Source organism: Myxococcus xanthus (assembly GCF_013116825.1).
Lineage (GTDB): Bacteria > Myxococcota > Myxococcia > Myxococcales > Myxococcaceae > Myxococcus > Myxococcus xanthus_B.
The window spans coordinates 1-24,274 of the sequence record NZ_JABFNS010000140.1 but is presented as its reverse complement, the minus strand read 5'-3'; the positions used below and the strand labels follow the sequence as shown (position 1 = coordinate 24,274).

Here is a 24,274-nt window from a genome sequence, read left to right as displayed (position 1 = left end):
GGGCCGTTGAGCGGGGAGGTGCCGTCAACCCGGGGGGGCGGGCGGCGCCATTCCTTTCTCCCACGCGACGACTTGGTTTTTGCCGCCCGGAACGGGGGGCGCGGTCCGGCTCGAATGCCGGGCCCGACCTTCCGCCAGGTGGCCGGTGCGCGCGAGGCAGACAGCGCCTCAACCCCTCCCACTGCCTGCCTCGCGCGCTTCCGTAAATTCTTGAACGAGGGCAGGGCAGGGCGCTCGCTCCACCGGGCGCCCTCCCGCTCTCCAAGGGCCTTTGCTTGCCAAGGGCCCGGGTTGGGCGCCATACGAAGGCGCGAAACGGCGGCGGGGCAGGTCAGCCTGCCCGCGTCGCCCGCGACCTTCGTGAGACATGGGACTCCGGTACGACGTCATCGTGGTGGGGCTGGGCCATGCGGGCAGTGAGGCGGCGCTCGCCTGCGCGCGGATGGGATTGACCACGCTGGCCCTGACGCTGAAGCGCGAGCGCTCGGCGGTGTTGAGCTGCAACCCGGCGGTGGGTGGCACGGCCAAGGGCCACCTGGTGCGTGAGCTGGACGCGCTCGGCGGAGAGATGGGGCGCGCGGCCGACCAGGTGGGCACGCACTTCAAGACGCTGAATGCCTCCAAGGGGCCGGCGGTGCAGGCCTCGCGCCTGCTCTGTGACCGGGATGCCTACGCGGTCGGCATGCAGGCGGTGCTCTTCTCGCAGCCGAACCTCACGGTTCGCGAGGGCGAAGTCGCCGCGCTGGTGGCCGGAGGAGGCCGGGTGGAGGGCGTGGTGCTGGGGGACGGCACGCAGGTGTCCGCCTCCGCGGTGCTGCTCACCACGGGGACCTTCCTCCAGGCGCTGATGCACGTGGGCGAGCAGAAGGAAGTCGGCGGCCGTCTGGGTGACGACGCGGCGCGCGGGCTGTCGGAGTCGCTGCGCGCGCTGGGCTTCACCCTGGGCCGCTTCAAGACGGGCACGCCGGCGCGGCTGGCGCGCGCGAGCATCGACTGGGACGCGCTGGAGCCGCAGCCGGGTGACACCCTCGTGCGGCCTTTCTCCTGGCGGACGAAGGTGGAAGGGGAGGGCGGGATGCCGTTTCCCCGTCAGCCCCCGGTGACGTGCGCGCTCACGGCGACGACGCCGAGCACGCACGCGGTGCTGCGCGACAACCTGCACCGCTCGCCGCTGTACCAGGGGGACATCGTCGGCCGGGGGCCGCGCTACTGCCCGTCGCTGGAGGACAAGGTGGTGCGCTTCGCCTCGCGCGAGCGGCACCAGGTGTTCCTGGAGCCGGAGGGGCCCACGTCGCCGCTGGTGTACCCGGCGGGCCTGTCCACGAGCCTGCCGGCGGAGGTGCAGCTCACCTTCATGCGCACCATTCCGGGCCTGGAGCAGGTGGAGGTGGTCCGCTTCGGCTACGCGGTGGAGTACGACTACGCGCCGCCCACGCAGCTCAAGGCCACGCTGGAGACGAAGGCCATCGCCGGCCTGTACTTCGCGGGGCAGCTCAACGGCACCTCGGGCTACGAGGAGGCCGCCTTCCAGGGCCTGTGGGCTGGCATCAACGCGGCGCTCCAGGTGAAGGGCGAGCCGCCGTTCCTGCCAGGCCGCGACGAGGCCCACGGCGCGGTGCTGGTGGATGACCTGGTGACCAAGGGCGTGGACGAGCCGTTCCGCATGTTCACCAGCCGCTCGGAGCATCGGCTGAAGCTGCGCGAGGGCAACGCGGACCTGCGGCTGGCCCGTCACGGGCACCGGGTGGGGCTGCTGCCGCGCGAGGCCTTGGAGCGGGTAGAGGCGCGAGGCCGCGCGGTGGCGGAGGAGGTGGCCCGGCTGAAGCGCACCGGGCTGGCGGCGCGGCTGCGGCGGCCGGAGGTGACGTACGCGCAGCTGGGCGAAGGCCGCGAGGACTGGCCCGTGCTGTCACGCGACGTCGCCGAGGAGGTGGAGGTCGAGGTGAAGTACGAGGGCTACGTGGCCCAGGCCGCGAGGGCGGCGGCGCGCGAGGCGGAGTCCACGGACCGGTGGCGGATTCCGGAGGGCTACCGCTTCCATGAGGTGCGGGGACTGGGTTCGGAGGCGGTGGAGAAGCTGACCGCGCATCGGCCCGGGACGGTGGGACAGGCTCGCCGGATTCCGGGGCTGACGCCCGCCGCGGTGTCGCTGCTGCTGGTGGCGCTCAAGCGCGGAGCAGAGGCGCCCACAGTCTGCTCGCAGTCCGAGGATTGATCAAATAAGGGGCTGTGGACAACGTGTGGGAAACTTTAGGGCTTGCCGTCTCCTGAATGATTCCAGTGGGTTGCAGGTAGGTTTGACGCGGAGGGCTTGTGGATAACGCGCGGTTCGAGGATCAGCTCGCGGCGGGGTGCCGGGCGCTGGGAGTGACGGTGGCGGCGGACCTGGGGCCGCGGCTCCAGCGGTTGATGAGCGAACTGCTCAAGTGGAACGCGAAGGTGAACCTCACGGCGATTACGGCGCCGGAGGAGGTGCTGGAGAAGCACTTCCTGGATTCGCTCGCGGTGTTGCCGGAGGTGACGGGCGCGGCGACGTTGCTCGACCTGGGCGCGGGCGCGGGCTTCCCGGGTCTGCCATTGAAGCTCGCGCTGCCCGCGCTGGGCGTCACGCTGGTGGACACGGTGGGCAAGAAGGTCGCGTTCATCAAGGCCGCGGCGGCGAGCCTGGGCATGCAAGGTGTTCGTGGTCTGCACGCGCGTGCGGAAGGCCAGCCGGAGACGGAGGGGATTCCGCGCGCCGAGGTGCTGATTGCTCGCGCGTTCATGGACCTGCCGGATTGGCTCGCGCTGGCGCCCGCGTATGTGGAGCCGGGCGGGCGCGTGGTGGCGATGCTCGGCAAGGCGCAGACGGACGCGGAGCTGGCGGCGCGCGCGACGGAGCGGCAACTGCGCGTCGTGTCCGCGCGGGCGTACCGGCTGCCGTTCTCCGGCGCCGAGCGCCAGGTGGCGGTGTTCGCCAAGGAGTAGGGGAGGGGAGTGCCGCCGTGCGCGTCGGCCCGTGGGTGATTCCGGGCGGTGTGACACGGCGGTGTTTCTTCCCGGGAATGCACGGCGCTGCTGAGTGACGTCAGCGGCGCGCATCCCATCGGGAGGGAAGGGTGGCGCCAGCGGGGTGCCTCGTTAGGTTTCACGGCGGAGGTGCCACGCATGACACCGCTTCCGACGGACCGTCCTCGCGTCTGGTTGTTCGAGCGCAACGCTCACGCCGTCACGTTGAAGGCCTCGCGCTCCAGCTTCGAGCGCCAGTGGGGCCCGCCACATCGCGTGGTGGCTCGCGATGAAGGCCGCTTCCAGGAGGCGCACTGGGGTTGGCGCAGCGGGTGTGGGCTCGAGTTGGTGGTCGTCTCGCGAGAGGCCGACCGGCTCCATGTCTTCATCGAGCCCATGGAAGTCGACCACGCCATGGCCCACCTGGGGTTGAAGGACGAGGTCGTGGAATGGCGAGCGGACGCGGGGAGCCCACTCCCGCGTGAAGGCTGGGTGCTCACGCGCATGGATGAGACGGGCAATCGCTACGACGTCGCGCAGTCGCCCGAGCGCGCGCACGTGGCGTGCTTCGCGCGCATCCTCGAAGAGCGTGCGCACAAACAGTCGTACTACGTCGAGTTCCGCGGCACGCCGGCCCATGAGGACGCCGCGCGGAAGGACTGGGCCGTCATCCGTCAGGACGAGTACGGCAATCGCGCGGAGGTGGCTCGGCTTCAGTGTGAGCAGGGGGCTCGCGCATTCGCTGATGTCTACGAAGCGGATCCACGGCACAAGCAGACGTACTTCGTGGAGCCCGTGGCTCCGCGTCCGTGAGTCCTGGTCGAGTGTGCGGGGTGTGTCGAACTGGCTGCGCGCACCTCGCGCCCCGCGTTGGCGTTGAACCGTCGATGTCGACCGGCGCAGCAGGCGCTTGCTCGCAACGACGCGGGCGCATCATTCGTGCGTCCAGAGTGGCAACGAGCGTTGCTGTATCGCGACAGGCTCCTCCACGGGCAGCCCCAGTCAGAGCAGGCACCGGATGTACCGTCGCTCGCGAGAGGACGTGTACGCCAACGAACTGCCATCGGCCTCCCACGTTCTGGCGCAGTTGGCGGCTTGGGTTCGCGACTACGACGACGTGCATCCTCACAAGGACCTCGGCATGCGCTCGCGACAAGGGCACCGCGCGCTCTGCCGGTGCGGAGCAACTCCATGACCAGGAAGGACATCCACGAAGCAGTGAAGCGCTTCGTCGGAGTTCTCGACGAGCAGAGTCACTTCGAGGACCGCGAGGGAGCGCTGCGTGCTGCCCTGGACCGGCTCGCGCTCGCCTACCATTTTGCCGACGCCCCGTTCGACCCTCCGAAGTATCCGGACGCGCCTCGTGCCACTTACAGGTCCCTGCGAGAGTGCATCGCGCCACGCTTTCCCGCCCTCGGCCTGTACAACGAGGCGTTGCACATCGCGGACAAGGTAGGTGAGTCCGAGCTCAACATCGGCGACGCCATCGACGACCTCACTGACATCGCGATGGACCTGCACAGCGTCCTCTTCCGCTGGGAAAACACGAGCGAAGAAGATGCGCTCTGGCACTTCCGCTTTGGCTTCGAGACTCATTGGGGACTGCACCTGCGAAGCTTGCAGCTGTACCTCCACCAGCGTGCCTGCTGATGTGGCCAGAAGCTGGCGACGGCAGCTGGGTCGCCGCCGATTCCTCCGGCTCCCGCGGCGCTAGCAGGGGAGGGGACGCAGCCCTGCTTGGCTCACGTCCTTGTTCGCGGTGGCTCGGAAGCAAGGCCGGCAACCTGAGCTGCAGGTCGGTCGCTCGGTGCATGGCCTTGCTCGCGGCGCCTCGAGAGCATCGTTGGGCGCCTGTGCTGCACGTGGGCCGCCGCATGCAGGGCGACGGGTGGTTGGATGATGCGCCCACGCGGCTGCGTCACTGTTCATCGAGGTGCATGCCGAGGCGCGGGTCGTTGGTTGATGGAGCGCTGCATGGACACGGTCGGCTCACCTCCCTCGGGCAGGCAGGATAACGCTCGTGTCGTTGGATGCATGGAGTCTGTCGACGGCGGCGTCCGTGAAGAGAGGCCAAGTCGAAGCCCTCGCTGACCGGGCAGCCAGGCCAGCGCCCGGTCGGCGTGTCTTCGCCGAACGGGGTGTCTTCATCGCACGGAAGAGGCCCACGTCGTTGATGCTGACGGTGGGCTCGTCATCCCGAACGCTGCATCCGTGCGGCCGGAGTTGGGGCAGTCCACGCAGCGGGCGCGAGAGGACATCGTGACACGGCGCCTTGGGGACTTGATGCAAGCCGGGATGGAGTGACGACGATGTGCATCCTCGTCGCGGTTTCTTGCGCACGGGACGAGGCGTCCGTCCTGTGCGGAGCGGTCTGAGTCCGTGGGGCTTCGAGGCAGTCGGATGGATGGAGATGCACTCGCATGTCCGACTCGGTGATGCCGTCTCGTAGGCGCGCGAAGTCTCCCCGACTGCGCTCAGCTGAGGGCCGACTTGAGGTGACGAAGACGTCCGGGATGGAGCTTCGCGCTCGGCCACTTCGTGCACGGTGCGGCTTGAGGTTTCGTGGTGCTCATGCGCCCACGTGTCACCGGTGGGGACAGTGAGGGCCGTGGCTTGCCTTCCTGTGGACCTCCAAGTCCGGCTGCATGTTGGTGCCTGACCGCGCTGCTCGCGAACCGCTGCGGTGACCGAGCTCGCAGGTTCTTGCGCGCGATGCGCGACATGGCGCCAGCTCAGGTCGTGATGGTCCGCGTGAAGCGGGCGCCTGGCTTGGGCCCAGGTGTTGGTGTGGTGCCCACCTGTTCTTCGCCAGCCATCTTGGGACAACCCCTGGGGACGTAGCGAAGGCCGCCGGGGACAGTGGCTCTTCAGCGGCTGAACCGATGGGCCTCGTTCCACGTTGAGCAGGGGAGGGGAGGGGAGTACTCGTCATGGCGACCACGTCACGCATGTCGCCGTGGCTCCGCGAGCGAGCGGCACCTTTGGCTCAGGCACATGCGAACGGTGCTGCGTGATGACCGTGCCTCTTCTCGCGAGGGCTCTCATCCGGCGCACGTTCATCGGGCTCGTGCTTCACGCGGACCGTGGTGGCTCCGGTTTCGACATGGATGCGCTCCGTGAGTCGCGATGTGCAGGCCGGTCGCATCAGCATGAGTGGGCGCGTGCCTGTCCTGGATGAACCGCACGTTGATGGGAGTGGGCGTCGAACATGGCCTCGCGATGGGTGCGTGCGGCGCCCGACCGGAGCGCCGACCTGGATGCCAGCGGAGTCGATGACCGGACCCATGTGGATGCGAGCGCGGCATGTGGTGGGCGGATGCCGTTCGCTCACGCGACTGGCCCAGGTCCCCGTTCCACGTGGAACGGGACGCTCGGCATGCGCATGCGTCGTGGTGGCGGACACGTCTGGTCGTGGGCGTGGCTCAGGTCCCATCCGTGTTGAGCGTGAGCATCTCCGCATACGTCATCAGGGAGGACTGGCGGCACCGATGCTCATGCTCGGGACATCGCGTGGCCCGGGGGACCGGAGCGTGGGTGACGGGCGTCAGTTGTTCGCGGACCCACTCAGTGGCTGACCTCGTCTTCGACCTGATTCTCGTTCCACGTGGACTGTGGAGCGCCTCACCTCAGAAGCGGGCGTCAGTTGTTCGCGTGCTCACCCAGGTGCTCGCGCCGCACGGCTCGCGGGGAACTGAGAGCACTCGGCTTCGATGAGCGCTCATCCACCTTGGTCGGGCCGTTCCACGTGGAACAGGAAGAGGGATGCGCAGGCCGTCGTACTGACTGGAGGGGCTTGCTCAAGCGCGGTGCCGCCGCAGTTCCCTGTTGAGCGAGAAGGCGCGAACTCGTGGTCCCGTTGAACGGACGCGACGTGTTCATGCGCGGGCCCTTTGCTGTTCCACGTGGAACGGGAGGAAGGGAGCGAACGGATGCGGCGTGGTGCTCGTCCCTTCATCGTGCCCAGCGAAGAAGGAAGGAGGGAGTGCATGGCCACGTTGGACGAACGTGGCTCGCTCAAGCGCGAGGCCTCTCGTGGTTCCACGTGGAACAGGAAGGAGGCGTTGGTGCGTGCTCCCGCTGAGCGGGTGCGGCTCGCTCAAGCGCGAGGCCTCTCGTGGTTCCACGTGGAACAGGAAGGAGGGACGCGCAGGTGGCCACGCTGAACGGGTTCGGCTCGCGCATGCGCGATGCCTCTCGTGGTTCCACGTGGAACAGGAAGGGGCGTTGGTGCGTGCTCCCGCTGAACGGGTTCGGCTCGCGCATGCGGATGCCTGCCGTGGTTCCACGTGGAACAGGAAGAAGGCGTTGGTGCGTGCTCCCGCTGAGCGGGTGCGGCTCGCTCAAGCGCGATGCCTCTCGTGGTTCCACGTGGAACAAGAAGGGGCGTTGGTGCGTGCTCCTGCTGAACGGGTTCGGCTCGCGCATGCGGATGCCTGCCGTGGTTCCACGTGGAACAGGAAGAAGGGACGCGCAGGTGGCCACGCTGAACGGGTTCGACTCGCGCATGCGGACGCCTGCCGTAGTTCCACGTGGAACACGGGGAGGGCGAAACCACGTGCTCGCGCTGAACGAGTCCGGTTCGTTCATGCGCGATGGTCTCCGCGGTTCCATGTGGTGGAGGAAGAGGTGTTGGTGCGTGGCTGCGTGAAGCGGGTGCGGCTTGCACATGCGCGATGCCTGCCGTGGTTCCACGTGGAACAGGGAGACGGCACAAGCGCGTGGTCGTGCTGAACGAGTTCGGCTCGTCCATGTGGAGATGGAGGATGCGTTGGCGCGTGGCCGCGCTGAGCGGGTGCGGCTCGCACCTGAGCGATGCCAGTTGCCGTCCACGTTGTGCGGGAGCTGGGGGTGCGCGGCGCGGTCCGATGCGTGCGCTGTTCTTCTGCATGGCCGTTCCACGTGGAACAGCGAGACGGCCTGAACTCATGGACACGGGCACATCGCTGGGATGCGCGAACGCTGGATGCCCCTGCGCGGAGCCCGTTACTCGTTCCACGTGGAACATGGCCGGAGCTGTGAGCACGTCAGCGCGGAGGACAGGCGTCGTTCGCTCATGTGCTCGAGTCATCCTTCGTTCCACGTGGAACACGGAGGCGATGAGTAGTGGGTGACCGTCGTGCCGCGAGGCGGTGTGAGCACGCACAGCGCTCGCTACCCGTTCCACGTGGAACATGGAGACGCCGTGCCTGAGGGTGATGCGCGAGCGCCTGCTTCTTCGCGCGGTCGGCTCACGGCGTGTTCCACGTGGAACGCCGCGGCGATGGGCGGGGTGACGTGTTGAGCGCGGCTGGCTCGCTCAAGTGCGTGCTCGGTTCCACGTGGAACATGCGGACGCCAGGGGCGTGCTCGCGTGCGCTGCTTCGAAGCGTTCCACGTGGAACGTGGGTGGCCGCAGCGGTGCGCCAACACGGAGGTTGATCGTGCATCGGTTCTGGGGTGCGCCACATCACGTGTTCCACGTGGAACGTGGACGCGGCTCATCGAAGCCGATGAAGCTGCGCGGTTCGCCGCTTCTCGGGCCCCCAGTTCATGGATGCGTTGGCCGTCGCGCACGTGTGAGGTGCACGCTGCTTGTTCCACGTGGAACGCGGCGACCCGCCATCCCTGGTGTTGGCCCGCGCCGGTGAGCAGTGGCTTGCACCCTGCTCCATCTTCCAGGTGGCTCGGCCTGCGCACCTCTTCACCAAGCACCGCATGGTGGCGTTCCCGCGAGTTCGCGAACGCGTGTTCCACGTGGAACGAAGAAGCGGCGCATGAGGTGCTGCTTCGCGCTGGTTGGAGGCCGCCGCGCGGCCGGTGCACTTCGCTGAGGCGGTGATGGTGGTGGGGCGCCTGCTCACCGCATCCGATTCGCGCATGCGCTCCGCTTGGCGTGAGTTCCTGGCGCTTGGTGGGAAGGATGCGCGTGTTGATGCGTGGACTTCCGCGAAGTGGATGGGGCGACTGCGCATGTGCGGGTTGCTCAGTGCCTGTTCCACGTGGAACGCGGGACGGGTTGATGGCGGGCACGAGCGCAGCGCCGGAGCGTTCGCTGACGGCTCCAAGTTCAGGCCTGTGATGCGCTCAGGGCTCATGGAGGGGTGAGTGCTCCACCGTGTGGCGTGGAGAGGTGGTCGCAAGAGGGCCTGCGCTCATCCACCATCCAGTGCCTGCTCCACGTGGAACGCCTGATGCGCGTCGTGATGCATGGAGGCTCCAGATGGGGCGCCGACTGACGGCCAGTGGAGCCACCTTGATGCACGCGCTCCATGTGGAGCCGCCCGTGTGCGGTGCGGCGCCAACCACTCAGGCAGTCCGGTGCACATGCTGATGGAGATTCCGGGGCACTGTCGGTCGTGCGTTGGGCGGGCTCCATCCCGGTGCGCCGCGCTGAAGTGCCCACGCGCTCTTCGACATCTGTGCTGAGCGCGGGGCGTTCCACGTGGAACGCGTTGAACGTCGAAGTGGTGCTGACGCCGCGGTGCTGTGCCCCGCGCATGCCGCCTTGGTGCGCGCGCGGCGGATGGCGAGCTTCAGGTGGAGTCGGCAGTGAGGGCTGGCGACGGAGTGGGTGGCCGCATCCGCATGAGCGGATGTCCTGCTGTGCTCAGGTGAGCTGCGAGCCCAAGTGGAACAGGTGGTGCGGACTGGCGACGGCTGGGACTGCCGCGTCTGCGCGAGCGCAGGCCACTACATGCTCGGACGAGATGCGAGTTCAGCTGGTGGGGTTGGTTCAGACCGGCGGTGGCTGCCACTGCCGCATTCGACTCGGCCAGATGATGCCGCCTCGTTTCCGCGCGGATGGGACGCGATGGCGGTGTGGAAAGTGGGGTGAGGACTGACGGCGACGCGGACGGTCGTATCGGGACGACCGCATGTCGCCGCGTGTTCGCGGGGACGCGGTGCGAGGCCCCGTGGGGCTTGGCGGCTTACCGGAGACAGCTCGAACTGCCGCATCGATAGCGCCGCATGCTGTCCTGACGTGATGGTCACCAGGTGTGAGTCCCGTATGGAGCTCGCGGCGACGATGGGCAGTGGGCTTGAACTGCCGCAGCGGCGCGGCTGCGCACTACCGGGGACGCACTCGCGATGAAGTGCGTCCCCAAGGGATGGAGCCAGTGGCGAGGATGGGGGGCGGGCTGTCTCGTTGGCAAACCTGCAGGTCGTCCGAGCTCATGCGTAACGAGGCGCGAGGCTCGAGCCGATGGCGCAGACGGCGAGAAGTCGTGCTGACGTGGATGAACTGGGGCGTCAGTATGGCCGCGTGGTGTTTTGAAGCGATGGGCATGAGACGCGCGTTCCGCGGGGGGAAGTCGACGCGGAGCGGCTGCAACTCAGACCGAGGGGCTCAGGGGCTCGCCGTCCGGAGTCCATGCTCACCGAGCCGTGAATGGCTCGTGATGCCGTCGGCGAGACATGGTGGCAACTCAGCCTGTGATGTCCGGAGGGCCGCAGGTCGTTCGGAACTCATGAACACCAAGGCGCGAGTTCCGTGTGACTCGGCCGACGAGGCCCGACGGCAACTGGCACCGTGACGTCAGCCCGGCCACATGCGGTCCGGAGTTCATGCTCATCAATGCCGAGGTTCGTGTGGCGCAGATGGCAGGGACATGCGGCCACTCATCGCGGCTTGCGGACGAAGCGAGCCGGCGGAGACTGTTGAGTGAGAGGAGGTACCGCTTGCCATGTCCGGTACGGATTCGCTCGGCCTGCGCGAGCGGTCCATCGCAGCCTGGCAAGAATGTCCCCCTCCTGGCGGCCATTTCTCCGCGCGATGCAGCGGGTGGGTTGGCCCACCGGGGCGACGCAATCGCTCAGCCCTTTGGAGGCACGTGATGAGGCGAGGCGCCCCAAGGGCCGGGGCGCACCTCGGCAGCTCGCTGTTCGGAAATGTCGGGAGATTTCGCGGCGCAAAACCCCCGACATTTCCGAACAGCGAGCTACGGGGGTGACTCCGGCTCCCCCAGCGCGAGGGGCCTCCTGTGGAGCGCGCGGTCCGTTCAGCACGCAATCCACACGGAGGTGATGGCATCCACGCGCGCCGCGCGCTCACGAGGTGCCCCCGCGCGCATGCACTCCTACGAGAACCGCTCCGTCCTACTGTTGCTCGTCCTGCCCTGCCTGGCGCTCGCACTCCGCACGGACGACACGTCGCGAGGGTTCGCCCACCGCGGCGGCTCGGCTCCGTCGCTCAACTCATCTGAGCTGCGCGCTCAGACTGCGGCACCGGTACGGCGGCACCGGTACGGCGGCACCGGTACGGCGGCACCGGTACGGCGGCACCGGTACGGCGGCACCGGTACGGCGGCACCGGTACGGCGGCACCGGTACGGCGGCACCTCTTCCGGAACTCATGGGCAACGAAGCGCGAGTCCCGTGTGGTGCCAGCGGCGAGTACGGACTGCTCTCGTGCTGCTGCATCGGTACGGCGGACGTTTGTCGTGCGCCCAGGCTCAGCGGGGGGAGTCCCGTGTGGCGCAGTCGGTATGGACGAGCAGAAATTCGGGCCACGTCATCGGCACGAACGCATGTCACCCTGAAGCTCTGGCTCGATGCAGAACCGGGCTCAATGTGACCGCGGAGAATCTGCGGCCGACACCACTCCATCCCGCTCAGCGGTGCGCTATCTCGTCCCTGTTCCTGATGGGAAATCCGGGCATCTCGGCGGAGGCATCACTGCGACGGCATGCTGCCTCGCGATTCGTGAGGCGCTCAGTGGGCGTGGAACTCCCGGTGACGCCACCGGACGCAGAACCTCATTGATGCGACGTCTGGCGCTACGTACCCAGGTCGAGCGGCTCGCCTCCGGCACACGTGGGGGCGCGAAATGAACTCGCCATGGTTGGCGAAGTCCGATGGTGTTCCTCACCTGCCGCCATTGGATGCGTGTCCCTGATGAACATCCCTGCGACGAAAACCCCGTGCAGGTGTGAGTCTCCATCCGCATCGCCGTTCGTCGCGGCGTGCTTCGGCGCGACCGCTGCCCGTCCCGAGTGGTGAGTCCGCTGAGCTGGGCCGACAAGTGGACTGACCTCGTCGATGCGATGCCCGTGGTCGTTGGCGGAAGTGAGGGGGATGGGGCCTCGCCTGGAGTTCGCTTTGATCAGGCGACTTGGTCATACGCGTCGCACGCGACCCTAGGAGGGTAGGGCTTCGCGGCGGGATTCCGCGGCGAAGGGGGGACCCGATGTGCGTGGCCATGTGGACCGCTGGCGGCGAGGTGCATGCGGGCGGCTGACGTTGAGGCTCATGTGAAAGCACCGTCGCCGCGCGCAGGGCTCCGTCGCCCGTTCCACGCGGAACACGAGGAGGCGTGTCAGCGTCACCCAAGCCGGTGATTCACCGCCGTGTGCAGGTTGCACTCGGCATGGCCTGCGCCTCTTCAACACGCGTCGCATGGGGTGGCGGCATGGCTCCACTGCTCGGCATGGGGCGCTTCCCGTCGGGTGCAAGCGTTCGCTGCACTCATCTGGCTTATCGCGCGCATCCCGGGAGCGACGCTCAGCACCGGTGCCGCGTCGCGCGGGCGAGAAAGCGCAGCTGAAGTGCCAAGGCCTCGCCGGGACCGGCGCCGCGCGGGGCTGCGAGGCGATGCATCGGTTGCTCCTCGCAGTTGGGCAGCGCCAACCCAGTCGAATGCGGCACTACTGGACGGAACACTGGCGAGGGCACCGCGTCGTGACCGAGGACGGCCACCACCGATAGCGTGTGATGCGCCGAAGCACTCAGCGCGTGCCGTCCGCGCGCCAACCGGCAACCCCGGCCGCAGCCTCACGCGGGCATCGTGCGAAACGCACCCGCTGCCCGCGACAGCATCACCGCGTGAGGACAGGGCCGTCGGACGCACGCGGCGGCCCGAAACGCGCGGCTGCTTCCTCGTTCAGGGAACCCAAAAGCCCGGCCTCGCGCGCGAACGCGACGCACGTTCGTGGCTCCGCTCGAAGTCCACCGCCGCCGACCCCCTGAAAACTGGCCCAAAGGTCCGCGAACCCCGCGAACAGACCCGGCACGTTCTATTCCGGGAGGGCTTCCTTCCCGCCTGCTCACTCGCTGCACGGCCGCGGGGTTCCACGAGGAACGCGCTGTCCCCTGCCGGGGGCGCCGTGGGCCACGGCGGGGCGGAGCAGGTGCGACCCGGTGGGGGCCCCACGGACCGGCGGCTCGGCCGCATCATTATATAGGGGGCTGACACGGGCCCTCCGTGGCCTCGTTCGACTGGCACCCCGGCGCACCGCCTCCTTATATAAGGAGGCACACCCGGCCAGCCTCCAGGCCTCTTCCGGGCACCCGCACCGGCCTCCAGGTCCGCGCAACCCCCCGTGAAGAGAGCAGGGAAGCAAGGCTCGCCGTGAATTTGATCCGATACCAAACCGCGTGCTAGCAGCGTGGATCAGCGCGCAACCGTGCACTGCATCACGCGCGGGGCCCTGGCCTATGGCCGGGGAGAGAGAGGATGGGCCACCGTGGGTCGTATCATCTGCATCTCCAACCAGAAGGGCGGCGTCGGGAAGACCACCACCGCCATCAATCTCGCCGCGAGCCTGGCCTCCGCGGAGCGCCGCACGCTGCTGGTGGACATGGACCCGCAGGGCAACGCGGGCAGTGGCCTGGGCATCAAGCAGGACAACATCACCGGCACCATCTACGAAGCGCTGCTTAATGACCGGCCCATCCAGGAGCTGCTCCACCCCACGGAGCTGCGCTACCTCCAGGTGGTGCCCGCCACGCCGGACCTCACCGGCGCCGAGGTCGAGCTGGTCAACCAGGACAACCGCGAGTTCCGCCTCCGCGACGCCCTGCGCCCGCTGGCCTCCGAATACGACTACATCATCATCGACTGTCCGCCGTCGCTCGGCCTGCTGACGCTCAACGCGCTGGCCGCCGCGGACTCCGTCCTCATCCCGCTCCAGTGCGAGTACTACGCGCTCGAGGGACTCTCTCAGCTCACCCACACCATCGACCTGGTGAAGCAGGGGCTCAACCCGGACCTGAAGATGGAGGGCATCCTCCTCACCATGTTCGACTCGCGGGCCAACATCGCCCACCAGGTCGTCGAAGAGGTGCGCGGGTACTTCAAGAAGCAGGTGTTCGAGGTCATCGTGCCGCGCAACGTGCGCCTGTCCGAGTGCCCCTCCTTCGGAAAGCCCATCATCCTGTACGACATCAAGTCGAAGGGGTGCGAGAGCTACCTCGCGCTGGGCCGCGAGCTGATGAAGCGGGACACCCCCAAGAGCCCTCGCAGGCGCGTGGCTTGAGCCGCGCCCTGGCTGGAGTCACGACGTGGTGAAAGCAGACATGCAGAAGCGGGCCCTGGGACGCGGGCTGTCCGCCCTCATCCCCCAGGCGGGCGCCACCGGGGCCGGCAAGGGCGAGCAGGCCCCGAAGGCCGGCGTCCTCAAGCTCCCCATCGAGTCCATCCACCGCGACAAGGACCAGCCGCGCCGCTACTTCGACGAGGAGAAGCTCCAGGAGCTCACCGAGTCCATCAAGGCGCAGGGGGTGCTCCAGCCCATCCTCGTCCGCAAGGCCAGTGACGGCTACCGCATCATCGCGGGCGAGCGGCGCTGGCGCGCGTCCCAGGCCGCCGGCCTCAAGGAAGTGCCCGCCATTGTCCGCGAAGTGACGGAGGTCCAGGCCTTCGAGCTGGCGCTGGTGGAGAACCTCCAGCGCTCGGACCTGAACCCCATCGAAGAGGCGGAGGGCTACAAGCGCCTGGTGGAGGAGTTCAAGCTCACGCAGGAGCAGGTCAGCGTGCGCGTGGGCAAGGAGCGCTCCACGGTGGCCAACGCCCTGCGCCTGCTGGCGCTGCCCGCGGACGTCAAGGGCATGGTGGCGGATGGCTCGCTCAGCATGGGCCATGCGCGCGCGCTCCTGGGCGTGCCGCGGCTGCCGGAGCTGCAGAACCTGGCCAAGCAAGTCGCGGACAAGAAGCTCTCCGTGCGTGACACGGAGCGGCTGGTCCAGCAGAGTCGCTCCAGTGGGAAGAAGGACGCGGGCAAGGCGGCACCGAAGCAGAGCCCGCAGGTGAAGGCACTGGTGGAGGAGCTTCAGCGGCGACTGGGTACCAAGGTCCGGCTCACCGAGCGAAGCCCCGGAAAGGGCACCATCGAGGTGGACTTCTTCTCATACGATGACCTCGACCGGCTCTTGAAGCTTCTCAGGAAGGAGTAGGACGTGGCGCTCCTTGGCGGGAAAAAAGACGAATCATCCAGCAAGCCTCTGTTCAGGCGGGAGGAGGAATCCGTGTCGCAGCGTTCTGGTGAGGTCCACACGCTCCTGGGCAAGGGGAGCGAGTTCGAAGGGAAGCTGACCTTCGAAGGGCAGGTCCGTATCGACGGCAAGTTCCAGGGGCAGATCATCACCAAGGACGTGCTCGTCATTGGGGATGGCGCCAAGGTCCAGGCCGAAATCCAGGCTGGCACCGTCATCATCAACGGCCAGGTCGAAGGCAACGTGAAGGCGACGCAGATCATCGAGCTGAAGACGCCCGGCCGCGTGAAGGGCAACCTCGAGACGCCGTCGCTGTCCATGGACCGCGGTGTCATCTTCGAGGGCTCGCTGAAGATGGAGAACCTGGGCACCGGTGGCGCCCGTCCGCCTCCGCCTCCGGGTGGCGAGAAGAAGTAGGCGTGCGTTCCTGGAAGCACATGGCGCCAGCCTCACTGCTGGCGCTCACCCTCCTGGGCGGCTGCAAGGGCTGTGGCCAGGAGGATGCTGCTTCCGGCACCGGAGAGGATGACGGCCGTCCGTCCTCCATCCGCTCCGGTGTGAAGGTGCCGCTGCCGGATGGCTGGTCCGCGCTGGTGGCGCCGGATGAGAGCTTCCAGGCGGGCCCGCCCGGCCGGCCCGTGTTGCGGGTGGACCTGCGGCGCGGGGATGGCGAGCAGCTGCCCTCCGTGGACACCCTGGCCGACCGCGTCCGCGAGGAGCTGAAGGACTTCGAGCTCTCGCTGGACCAGGAAGAAGAGACGGAGCGCTACTCGCTGCTGCGCATCACCCTGGCGCCCAAGCTGGCGGATGGGGGCGTGGGCCCGGAAGCCCCTGGCTTCTTCGGCGCGCGGCGCGTGGGCAACGACTTGTTCCTCTGTGCCAGCCTGCCGGGCGCGTCCGCCGAGGATGTGCTGCGCGCCACCGAGGCCTGCCGCGAAATCCAGGTCCAGGGCGCGCTGCCATAGCGAGCAGCACCTCGCGTCCGAGGCAATCACACGTCGAGGCAGGTGGGAGTGTCACCTCCTGGCGGAGTCGATGCAGGCGGGCAGGCTTCCGTGACCGCCTCGTGAACATCTGGCGCGGCTCGGGTGTCCCAACGTTATGCATTTCAGGGTGCACTTCCGTGCACGCCACGCCGGCATTGACGCTCAGGGACTTCCCCTGGCCGTCACGAATCTCTAACCTCACCCTCCCGGACTGCGTTGGGTGCTCGCCTCGGACCCATCCAGGACCTCCACGCAGTGCCCTCGCAAGGAGTCCCCGCATGTCGTTCTCCGGAATGCTCCCCCTCCCGTTCGCCACCGTGGACATCGCACCCCTGGGAGAGCAGCTGATCGCCGTGGGCGGCCTCGTGGCCGCCGGGCTGGGGGCGCTCTGGGCCGCCTGGACGCGTCCGTCCGCGCAGCCGGTGCCCATCCCCGTGCGCGGCGGCTCGTCGCGCCGCAACCCGCGTCGCTGAAGCACCGCGAAGGGCGCGAAGGCGGGGTGAGTCCCCGCCCCGCGCCCCTGAGAGCCGCACCCCGCCTCAGCGCTTGAAGGCCAGGGAGAGGGCGAAGTCGCCCGCGGCGTCCGTCCACCACTCGGCCAGCGTGAGTCCCGCGGCCGACAGCTCGGATGCCACCTGCCGCTGGTGGAACTTGCAGCTCACCTCCGTGCGCAGCACCTCCCCTTCTGCGAAGTCCACCTGCTTGCGCAGCGTGGACAGCCACACCGTCTGCTCGCGCCGGGACACCAGGCGCATCTCAATCCAGGCGTTCTTCTCGTCGAAGGGCGCGAAGTGCTCGAAGGCGTCCAGGTCGAAGTCTCCTCCGAGCTCGCGGTTGAGCACCTTGAGCACGTTGCGGTTGAACTCGGCCGTCACGCCCGCGCTGTCGTTGTAGGCGGCGTACAGCCGCTCGCGGTCCTTGATGAGGTCGGTGCCCAGGAGCAGCCCGTCTCCCGGCTGCAGCCCGGCGGAGAGCTGCCTCAGGAAGAGCGCGCGCTGCGCCGGCTTCAGGTTGCCGATGGTGCCGCCCAGAAAGGCCACCAGCCGCCGGCCGCCGTGGGGGAGCTGGCCCAGGTGGCGCTCGAAGTCGCCCACCACCGCGTGCACGGTGATGCCCGGGTACTCGCGCGCCAGGCCCGACGCCGCGCGCCGCAGGAAGGCCTCGCTCACGTCGAAGGGGACGAAGCGCGCCAACTGCCCCGCCTCCTCCAGCGCGTCCAGGAGCAGGCGCGTCTTCTCGCTGGTGCCGCTGCCCAACTCGATGAGCGTGTCCGCGCCGCTCAAGCGAGCGACGTCACCGGCGTGAGCCAGCAGGATTTCCCGCTCGCGCCGCGTCGGGTAGTACTCCGGCAGCCGGGTGATGTCGTCGAAGAGCTGGCTGCCGCGCTCGTCGTAGAGCCACTTGGGAGACAGCTCCTTGGGCGTGCCGCACAGGCCCTGGAGCGCCTCTTCCCGCAGGGCGCGCTTCGCGTCGCCCGGCTTCACGTAAACGTCCACCTGGACTCCCGGCGTGTGCTGCGCGTCTTCACCCGGAGTCGCCACCGTCGGTACCGTCGTCACCCGCATCGCCTCACCTCACCTCGCGTTCCGTGCACAGCGGAAGCCGGCGAAAATCTGCCGGCGGTTGGGGAAGTCCCAATTGCGGAAGCCGTTGCGCACCGCGACCGGTGCGCTGGCCCACGCGCCTCCCCGGAGAACCTTGTAGGACTCGCCGAAGAACACCTCGGAGTACTCGGGGTACGGGAAGGCGCTGAAGCCCGCGTACGGGCGGAAGTCGCTCGCGGTCCATTCCCACACGTCGCCCAGCAGTCCCCAGACGCCGTCCTGGCTGACGCCACGCGGGTAGCTGCCCACGGGCGCCGGGCCCCACGTGCCTCCGTCCAGGTTGGCGTGGGCCGGGGTGGGCGGCGTGTCGCCCCAGGGGTACTCGCGGGGGCGGCCGTCACTGCCGCGCGCGGCCTTCTCCCACTCGGCCTCGGTGGGCAGCCGCTTGCCGGCCCAGCGCGCGTAGGCGTCCGCCTCGTACCAGCACACGTGCTGCACCGGCTCATCCTTGGGCAGCGGCTCCACCTGGCCGAAGCGTCGCCGCAGCCAGGTGTGGTTGCCCTGGGGCAGCCAGAAGCCCGGGGACTTCAGCCCTTCTGCCTGGACGACCTCCCAGCCCTTGGGGTGCCACCAGCGCGGGTCCTCATAGCCACCCGCCTCCACGAACACGAGGTAGTCGCCGTTGGTGACGGGGTGCGCGTCCATCAGGAACGGGGCGACGTGCTGGGAGAACGCGGGCCGCTCGTTGTCGTAGGCCCACGGCGACGTGCTGCCCAGCCGCACCTCGCCGCCGGGGATGAAGACCTCCGCCTGCGGTACTGCGCCGGGACGGGGCCGCGGGCGCGCCGAGGGCACGTGGTACTCCGGCGACGTCATGAGCTGCAGCGTGGCGGCCAGCGTCTCCGCGTGCTGCTGTTCGTGCTGCGCCACCATGCCGAAGACGTAGCCCCCGGCCAGCAGCGGCGCGGTGCTGTCCTCGGGCAGCCGGTGCAGGTGCTCGCGCACCGCCTCCCGCACGCGCCGCGCGTAGGCGAAGGCGGCCTCGGGTGGCAGCAGCGGCAGCTCGGCGCGCGTGGAGCGCGGGTGCCGGAAGGCGTCATAGATGGCGTCGAACGCCGGGTCGGTGATGGCCGGCGCCTCCAGCGCCCGGAGCAGCCACTGCTCCTCGTAGTTGGCCACGTGCGCCACGTCCCAGATGAGCGGCGACATGAGCGGCGAATGCTGACGGCGCAGCGCGTCCTCGGGCAGCCCGCCGAGCATCGCCAGCACGCGCGCGCGCGCCGTCTCCAGCTCGGTCCAGGCACGGGACTTCCAGGGCGGATGGGCCCCGCCTTCCTCTCGCGGGTGACTCCGTTCCTCGGCCATTTGGAACATCACCCGTCCAAGGTAGGGAGGCGTCCGGCGCGGAGGTAAGCCCCCGCCTCACCGGCGCCCGAGCGGCTCGTGAAGGAGCGCACGTTGCCCGCGCGCCCCCAGCGCCTTGTCTCTACGCCGGGCGCGGCGCCTCGTCCTGGACCCAATCGAGAAAACCGCCAAGAAGGTTGAAGCTCAAACACTATCCCCGGCCCTGAGCGGATCCGCTCAGGGCGCGTTGGGGACGCGGGCGAGGCCGAGCAGGGTGAGCGTGCGTGAGCGTTCGTCCCACGCGTACTCCAGTTCCAGCCCGTGCTGCGGCACGACATGCCGCGCCACCAGGCCGTTGGCCGCTTGGGGCTCGCGCAGGGCCGGGTCGCCCAGGCGCTCCAGCACCTGCTGGAGTGCATGGAACGTCTCCGCCGTCATGCGGCCCACCTCCCGCCACGCTTGGGGCGCGTAATGCACGCGGTGTGGACCCTGTCGTTGGCGGAGCTGCGGCATATCCCGGTGGTCCTTCGTCCTTTCCGGGATGCTTCGTATGCCAACGGCGTGCCCACCCTCTGTCGCTTGGATTTTCAACAAGCTGGGGCAGGTGCGGGGTGACCCGGGCTGGAGGAGTTACAGGCTGGCGACAGCGGAGGCAGAAGAAAGGACAGGCTCGAAGTCCCGGGAGTCACTGCTTGACGGCCTTTCGGGGGCGCCTGGCCAGGTCCCATCCGAGCGTGCGTGACGCGAATGTCCCGGGGGCGGGGCGCGGCTTGGAAATGCGAGGCCGGCCCGGTGGCCGGCCAGGGAGGCGGCGTCGCGGACCTCCGCCGCGTCGTGGCTGCCCGCCTGTGCCGGGCATGTCCAGGTTGAACGCAGGGCCGAGCATGCGGCGGGCCCTGGCAAGGAGGAAGGATGGCTCGGCGGAGGTACACACCCTGGTCCGCCACCAACGGCCTGCTCTTTGGCATGGCCGCGGGCGTGGTGCTGGCATTGGCGGAGGTGGTGCTGGCGGTGGCGTCGGGGGACAACCCGATGCGTCCGGTGCGCATGTCCGCCGGGGTGCTCCTGGGGCCGTCCGCCTTCACGGCCTCGGTCTCCGACGGCACGGCCCTGCTGCTGGGCATGGGCGTCCACCTGATGATTGCCGCGGTGGTGGGGCTCTTCTACTCCGTGCTGGATGCGCTCCTGCCGCCAGACGGGCGCAGCCGCTGGGAGTTCCAGGCCGCGGTGGGGATGCTCTACGGCATCTTCGTGTGGCTGGTGAACTTCCAGTTCATCGGGCGTGGCTCGTATCCGTGGTTCCTGGACGTGCCGCAGTTCCCCCAGATTGTGCTGCACGCCTTCTTCCTGGGACTGCCGCTGGCGTCGCTGTTCACCGCCGCGGAGCGTCGTCGGCTGCTGCTGGATGCGGCGGAGAGCACCCCCGCTCGCTGAGGCACGCGAGCGCTTTGAAAAAACGCGGAAGGTATGGTGAAAGTACCCGACCTTGAGGGTTAGCTGGGCCGGCCCTTCTTCCGTGGACTGACACACGCATGGACACAGAACTGGCGAGCATGCTCGGGGCCGCGTCGAGGGCCGCCCGGGTGCGGATGGGGCTGACGCAGGCGGACGTCGCCGAGCGCATTGGCATGGCGTCGGAGGTGTACGGGCGGTTGGAGCGCGGCCACATGCTGCCCAGCGTCCAGAACCTGCGCCGGCTGTGCATGGTGCTGAACGTGCCTCCTCACGAACTGCTGGGGCTGGGCGAGGGCTTCACCGCCCCGCCGCCGGTGAAGGAGAAGGCCGCCGCGAAGAATCGCGAGGAGGACACGCCGGAGATGCGGCGGTTGATGCGCAACCTGCGCAAGCTGACGGCGGTGCAGCTGAAGCTGATGAACCTGGTCGCCTCGGCGATGCAGCACAAGAAGAAGTAGCCTACGGCTGGTTCCGCGTGACGAAGGGGAAGGTCTGGATGGTGAAGTTCCCCGCCGGATCATCCATCCACACCTCCACGGTGTGCTCGCCGTCCACCATCTCGCGCGTGTCCAGCTCCGCCGTCCAGGTGCCGTCCGGCTGGAGCGTGGCGGCCCGAATGCCGGAGCCGTCCCGGGTGAAGGCCACCCACCGCACGCCGCTCACCGCGTCCGTCACCCGCGCGGTGAGGTGAATCACTCCGCTGTACGTCTGCCCCGGCGCCGGCAGCAGCAGTGAGGCCTCCGGCGCGGCGTCGTCGTAGCGCACCGTGCGCGACAGCGTGGCGCGCATGCCCGTCTCGCTCGTCACGTTGATGGTGAACGCGTTGTCCCCGGGCACCAGGTCCAGCGTCGCCTGCACGCCGCCGCCACCCCGGGGCAGCGTGTACGTCCGCCCCGTGGACAGCGTCACCGTGGTGGCGGACGCGGAGTACACGCCGATGTCGTAGGGCATCGCGTTCCCCGGCTGCGGCCCGACGAGCCACCCGTCCGGCAGGCCCGTGGACACCCACGGCGCCTCCGCGTCCACCCACACCGTCAGCATCCGCTCCGTGACGTGGCCCACCGAATCCGTGGCCCGCACCAGGATGAGGTTCTCCCCCGGCCACAGGTCCACCCGGTGCGTCACGTCTCCGCCGCCCGCGGGCACGTCCGTCACCTGCACCCAGTTGGTCTCCACGCGCACCGGCGACCAGTCACGCACCACCATCCGCACGTCCACGCTGTAGGAGCTCATGGCCGCGCCGTTGGCCGGTGAGAGGAAGGTGAGCTCCGGCGCGGTGTTGTCCACCGTGACCACCGCTTCCTCGCTGGCGATGCCACCGAACGAGTCGGTGGCCACCAGCCGGATGACGTTGGGTCCGTCCACCAGCGGCAGCACCGTGTCCACGTAGCCGCCGCTGGGGTCCGGGGCCACCGGGTGGCTGACGCCCTGGATGACGAAGGTGGCCGAGTCGATTTCCGCGCCCGCCGCCAGCGGCGTGACGAAGCCGCACACCTCCAGCGTCAGCGCGTCCGTGAAGCCCGGCAGTCCGCACAGCGTCACCGACGGCGCGGGGAAGGGGGACGGGTGCACCTCCACCGCGAACGACGCGGAGCTGCCCAGCCGGTTCTCCCGCGCGGGCGCCAGCGTCACGCCCGAGTACACCGCGCGCAGGTCCTGCGCGCCCAGCTCGCTCCAGGTGGAGGCGCGCGGACGCCACACGAAGGTGTAGACGCCGTCCCCGTCCGCGTCGTTGTCCGCGCCCACCGTGACGCCCGCCACGGAGAACGTCACCACGCCCATGCCGGGGCCCCGCGCTTCCCAGCCGCGGTCATCCACCACGCGCGCGGACAGGGTGTTGTTCAGCGCCACCGTGAGCTGTCCGTCCACGGGCGAAAGCAGCGTGGTGGTGGTGGGCACGCCGTCGGTGGGCGGCGGCGGGTTGGTGTAGGTGGTGACGCGCACCGAGCCCTTCACGCCCTCCGCCTCCTGGGAGGCCGCCACCACCGTGACGTCCGAGGTGAGCGACGGCTCCAGCCCCTCCGGCGCGGTGATGGTGAGCGTGAGGGGGGCCTCGGTGTCCGGTGCCAGCTCCAGCGTGGCGCGGCTCAGCGTCGCGGTCCAACCGGTGAGCCCGCCCTGCGTGCTCAGCCGGTAGCTGTCCGTCCGGTAGCCATGGTTGCGCACCGTGACGGGGTAGGTGACGGACTGGATGCGCGGCAAATCATGCTCGAAGGGCCGGCGCGACCCGCCGCTCGCGGTGACGCTCACGCGGTAGTCGCCGAAGCACGCCAGCCCCAGCGAGGCGAAGGTGGTGGGGATGTCCGGATAGCGCGTGTCCGCGCCCCAGCTCCCGTTCACCGCCTGCCGTGCCTTGAGCCACTCCAGCGCCTCCGACATGCGCCCATCCGCGCCGGGCTTCCGGCCCGCGAGGCACAGCGCATACAGGGAGATGCCGGTGGCGAACTCGTCCGGCACGTCGCCTTCCAGCGAGCCCCAGCCCGGCGCGCCTCCACCCGCGCGCGTGGACAGAAGCCGCGTGGCCAGGGTCTCCAGGGCCTGGGTGTTCACCGCGTTGGCGCCGGGGCCCGCGGCCTTGAGTCCCACCATGGCCCACGCCACCTGGTGCGTGTAGCGCTGGCCGTCGGTGGCCGGGCCGTCCGTCCAGTCATTCATGTGCGCGCGCACGTACGCGGCGGCGCGGTCCAACGCGGCCTGGTACCGCGAGGCCTTGGCCGGGTCCACGCGCTGCCGGGCCTGGGCAATGGCCGTCATCATCCGCGCGGTGACGCCGACATGGCCGTAGCCCACCGGGTAGAAGGGGAAGTCCTCGCGCCAGCGGCCGGTGGCCTCCTGCCGCGTCAGCGCCCAGTCCGCGGCGAGCACCAGCGCGTCCGAGTACCGCGTGCCCAGGTGGGCGTCGTAGCCCGCGAGCCCGAAGGCGGAGTAGCTCGTCTTCGCGTTGGGATAGAAGATGCCCTCGTGGAACCACGAGCCGTCCGCGCGTTGCTCGGAGACGAGCCGCCCGGCGATGAACTCCAGGTTCTCCCGGTTGGTGCGCCCGTTGTACGTGAGCGCGTCCAGGTCGTAGCCGGTGGTGCGCGCGTTCGCGAGCCCGAACATCGCCGCGCCGTGGCGGTGGCACGACGTGCACCCGAAACGCACCGACCAGTTCGCCGCGTCCGCGCTGAGGTAGTTGATGGCGCGCTGCGCGGACTCGGCGTTGGTGGCCGCGCGTGCGGGCCCGGCGAGCAGCAGCCCCGTCAGCGCGACGAGGAAGAACGTGACGCGCGCGAGCGCGGCGCGCGGCAAGGCATGAGAAGCGGCGTGTGAGGGCATGGGGGGCTCACTCGAAGGATACCGCTCTGGGTATTCATGCAAGGAAAGCGCCCGAGGAAGTGAGCGCATGCCTGTCTTGGCGGCATGACAGCCATCACCTTGACGTGAGGGTCGTGCCCCACCCCGAGGCCACATGGCCCCGAGGCATTCGAGACACATGCGCAATCCATGTTCATCGCGCTGACGCGCCGCGTGTACGGCTCCCGCACGATTGACATGACACGCCAGACATTCGCTGGATGTCGTGCTGGCGGTGAATCACACGCATTCCCGCGACAGGCATTGCCTGGCGTCAGCGCGGCGCTTCGTCGGGGCGGCGCGCGTCGCCTGGGGGCGGTGCTTCGTTCCCAGGGGCGGGCGTTTCCGGCGGCAGTTGTGGCAAGGGCCAGCCTTCGAACAGGGGCCACGCGCGGTACATGGCCCGGCGCTCCTCGGGGGTGAGGGGGCGGG

The 24,274-nt window shown here is 69.1% G+C and carries 16 protein-coding genes; 12 read left to right on the top strand and 4 right to left on the bottom strand.

Going from position 1 to position 24,274, the window contains the following annotated elements; genetic code table 11:
* The first annotated feature begins 367 nt into the window (after positions 1-367).
* The 10 genes from mnmG (at position 368) to HNV26_RS30705 (ending at position 16,636) form a co-directional block, all read left to right on the top strand.
* Entirely contained in the window at positions 368-2,215 is a 1,848-nt protein-coding gene (mnmG, locus tag HNV26_RS30750; RefSeq protein ID WP_171444469.1) for a tRNA uridine-5-carboxymethylaminomethyl(34) synthesis enzyme MnmG, read from the top strand.
* 98 nt (positions 2,216-2,313) lie between these two features.
* Positions 2,314-2,967: a 16S rRNA (guanine(527)-N(7))-methyltransferase RsmG gene (gene rsmG / locus HNV26_RS30745; RefSeq protein ID WP_171444468.1), complete on the top strand. Its 654-nt coding sequence runs from the start codon at positions 2,314-2,316 to the stop codon at positions 2,965-2,967.
* 180 nt (positions 2,968-3,147) lie between these two features.
* Positions 3,148-3,801, top strand: coding sequence for a hypothetical protein (locus HNV26_RS30740; RefSeq protein ID WP_253817222.1), 654 nt, complete (start codon positions 3,148-3,150; stop codon positions 3,799-3,801).
* Positions 3,802-4,006: 205 nt separating this feature from the next.
* A complete protein-coding gene (locus tag HNV26_RS39400) occupies positions 4,007-4,183 on the top strand; it encodes an integrase core domain-containing protein (protein WP_171444467.1) in 177 nt (58 codons plus the stop codon).
* Positions 4,180-4,638: a DUF5063 domain-containing protein gene (locus HNV26_RS30730; RefSeq protein ID WP_171444466.1), complete on the top strand. Its 459-nt coding sequence runs from the start codon at positions 4,180-4,182 to the stop codon at positions 4,636-4,638. The genes HNV26_RS39400 and HNV26_RS30730 overlap by 4 nt, the downstream gene beginning before the upstream one ends.
* An 8,792-nt stretch (positions 4,639-13,430) precedes the next feature.
* Positions 13,431-14,222 (top strand): ParA family protein, encoded by a 792-nt coding sequence (locus HNV26_RS30725; RefSeq protein ID WP_090491169.1) that lies wholly within the window; start codon positions 13,431-13,433, stop codon positions 14,220-14,222.
* Between the two features lie 25 nt (positions 14,223-14,247).
* Positions 14,248-15,138, top strand: a complete 891-nt coding sequence (locus HNV26_RS30720; protein ID WP_171444465.1) for a ParB/RepB/Spo0J family partition protein — start codon at positions 14,248-14,250, stop codon at positions 15,136-15,138.
* Positions 15,139-15,141: 3 nt separating this feature from the next.
* On the top strand, positions 15,142-15,594 hold the full coding sequence (gene bacM, locus HNV26_RS30715) for a bactofilin BacM (RefSeq protein ID WP_171444464.1): 453 nt from the start codon (positions 15,142-15,144) through the stop codon (positions 15,592-15,594).
* A 2-nt stretch (positions 15,595-15,596) separates the two neighbouring features.
* The gene (locus tag HNV26_RS30710; protein WP_171444463.1) at positions 15,597-16,142 is read left to right on the top strand and encodes a hypothetical protein; all 546 of its coding nucleotides are present in this window, start codon (positions 15,597-15,599) and stop codon (positions 16,140-16,142) included.
* 299 nt (positions 16,143-16,441) lie between these two features.
* Positions 16,442-16,636, top strand: coding sequence for a hypothetical protein (locus HNV26_RS30705; protein ID WP_171444462.1), 195 nt, complete (start codon positions 16,442-16,444; stop codon positions 16,634-16,636).
* A 66-nt stretch (positions 16,637-16,702) separates the two neighbouring features.
* Here the strand turns inward: HNV26_RS30705 and egtD are convergent, their stop codons facing one another.
* The 3 genes from egtD to HNV26_RS30690 form a co-directional block, all read right to left on the bottom strand.
* The gene (egtD, locus tag HNV26_RS30700) at positions 16,703-17,728 is read right to left on the bottom strand and encodes an L-histidine N(alpha)-methyltransferase (RefSeq protein ID WP_171444461.1); all 1,026 of its coding nucleotides are present in this window, start codon (positions 17,726-17,728) and stop codon (positions 16,703-16,705) included.
* A 9-nt stretch (positions 17,729-17,737) separates the two neighbouring features.
* Positions 17,738-19,081: an ergothioneine biosynthesis protein EgtB gene (egtB, locus tag HNV26_RS30695; protein ID WP_171444470.1), complete on the bottom strand. Its 1,344-nt coding sequence runs from the start codon at positions 19,079-19,081 to the stop codon at positions 17,738-17,740.
* Between the two features lie 207 nt (positions 19,082-19,288).
* Positions 19,289-19,489 carry a hypothetical protein gene (locus tag HNV26_RS30690; RefSeq protein WP_171444460.1) on the bottom strand — a complete coding sequence of 67 codons (201 nt, stop codon included), beginning with the start codon at positions 19,487-19,489 and terminating at the stop codon, positions 19,289-19,291.
* Between the two features lie 474 nt (positions 19,490-19,963).
* Here HNV26_RS30690 and HNV26_RS30685 point away from each other — a divergent pair, with 474 nt between their 5' ends.
* Together HNV26_RS30685 and HNV26_RS30680 are read left to right on the top strand one after the other, a co-directional pair.
* Positions 19,964-20,485 carry a hypothetical protein gene (locus HNV26_RS30685; protein ID WP_171444459.1) on the top strand — a complete coding sequence of 174 codons (522 nt, stop codon included), beginning with the start codon at positions 19,964-19,966 and terminating at the stop codon, positions 20,483-20,485.
* A gap of 98 nt (positions 20,486-20,583) precedes the next feature.
* Positions 20,584-20,964, top strand: coding sequence for a helix-turn-helix domain-containing protein (locus HNV26_RS30680; protein ID WP_140796247.1), 381 nt, complete (start codon positions 20,584-20,586; stop codon positions 20,962-20,964).
* 1 nt (position 20,965) lies between these two features.
* Here HNV26_RS30680 and HNV26_RS30675 read toward each other — a convergent pair whose 3' ends face one another.
* Positions 20,966-23,824 (bottom strand): Ig-like domain-containing protein, encoded by a 2,859-nt coding sequence (locus HNV26_RS30675; RefSeq protein WP_171444458.1) that lies wholly within the window; start codon positions 23,822-23,824, stop codon positions 20,966-20,968.
* Positions 23,825-24,274 lie beyond the last annotated feature (450 nt).

Bases quoted from the DNA above. Each gene is read 5' to 3' on its own strand.
- HNV26_RS30705 (WP_171444462.1), top strand. From the start codon at position 16,442: ATGTCGTTCTCCGGAATGCTCCCCCTCCCGTTCGCCACCGTGGACATC.
- HNV26_RS39400 (WP_171444467.1), top strand. From the start codon at position 4,007: ATGTACCGTCGCTCGCGAGAGGACGTGTACGCCAACGAACTGCCATCG.
- HNV26_RS30730 (WP_171444466.1), top strand. From the start codon at position 4,180: ATGACCAGGAAGGACATCCACGAAGCAGTGAAGCGCTTCGTCGGAGTT.
- HNV26_RS30740 (WP_253817222.1), top strand. From the start codon at position 3,148: ATGACACCGCTTCCGACGGACCGTCCTCGCGTCTGGTTGTTCGAGCGC.
- egtB (WP_171444470.1), bottom strand. From the start codon at position 19,081: ATGTTCCAAATGGCCGAGGAACGGAGTCACCCGCGAGAGGAAGGCGGG.
- mnmG (WP_171444469.1), top strand. From the start codon at position 368: ATGGGACTCCGGTACGACGTCATCGTGGTGGGGCTGGGCCATGCGGGC.
- HNV26_RS30685 (WP_171444459.1), top strand. From the start codon at position 19,964: ATGGCTCGGCGGAGGTACACACCCTGGTCCGCCACCAACGGCCTGCTC.
- HNV26_RS30675 (WP_171444458.1), bottom strand. From the start codon at position 23,824: ATGCCCTCACACGCCGCTTCTCATGCCTTGCCGCGCGCCGCGCTCGCG.
- egtD (WP_171444461.1), bottom strand. From the start codon at position 17,728: ATGCGGGTGACGACGGTACCGACGGTGGCGACTCCGGGTGAAGACGCG.
- HNV26_RS30690 (WP_171444460.1), bottom strand. From the start codon at position 19,489: ATGACGGCGGAGACGTTCCATGCACTCCAGCAGGTGCTGGAGCGCCTG.
- HNV26_RS30680 (WP_140796247.1), top strand. From the start codon at position 20,584: ATGGACACAGAACTGGCGAGCATGCTCGGGGCCGCGTCGAGGGCCGCC.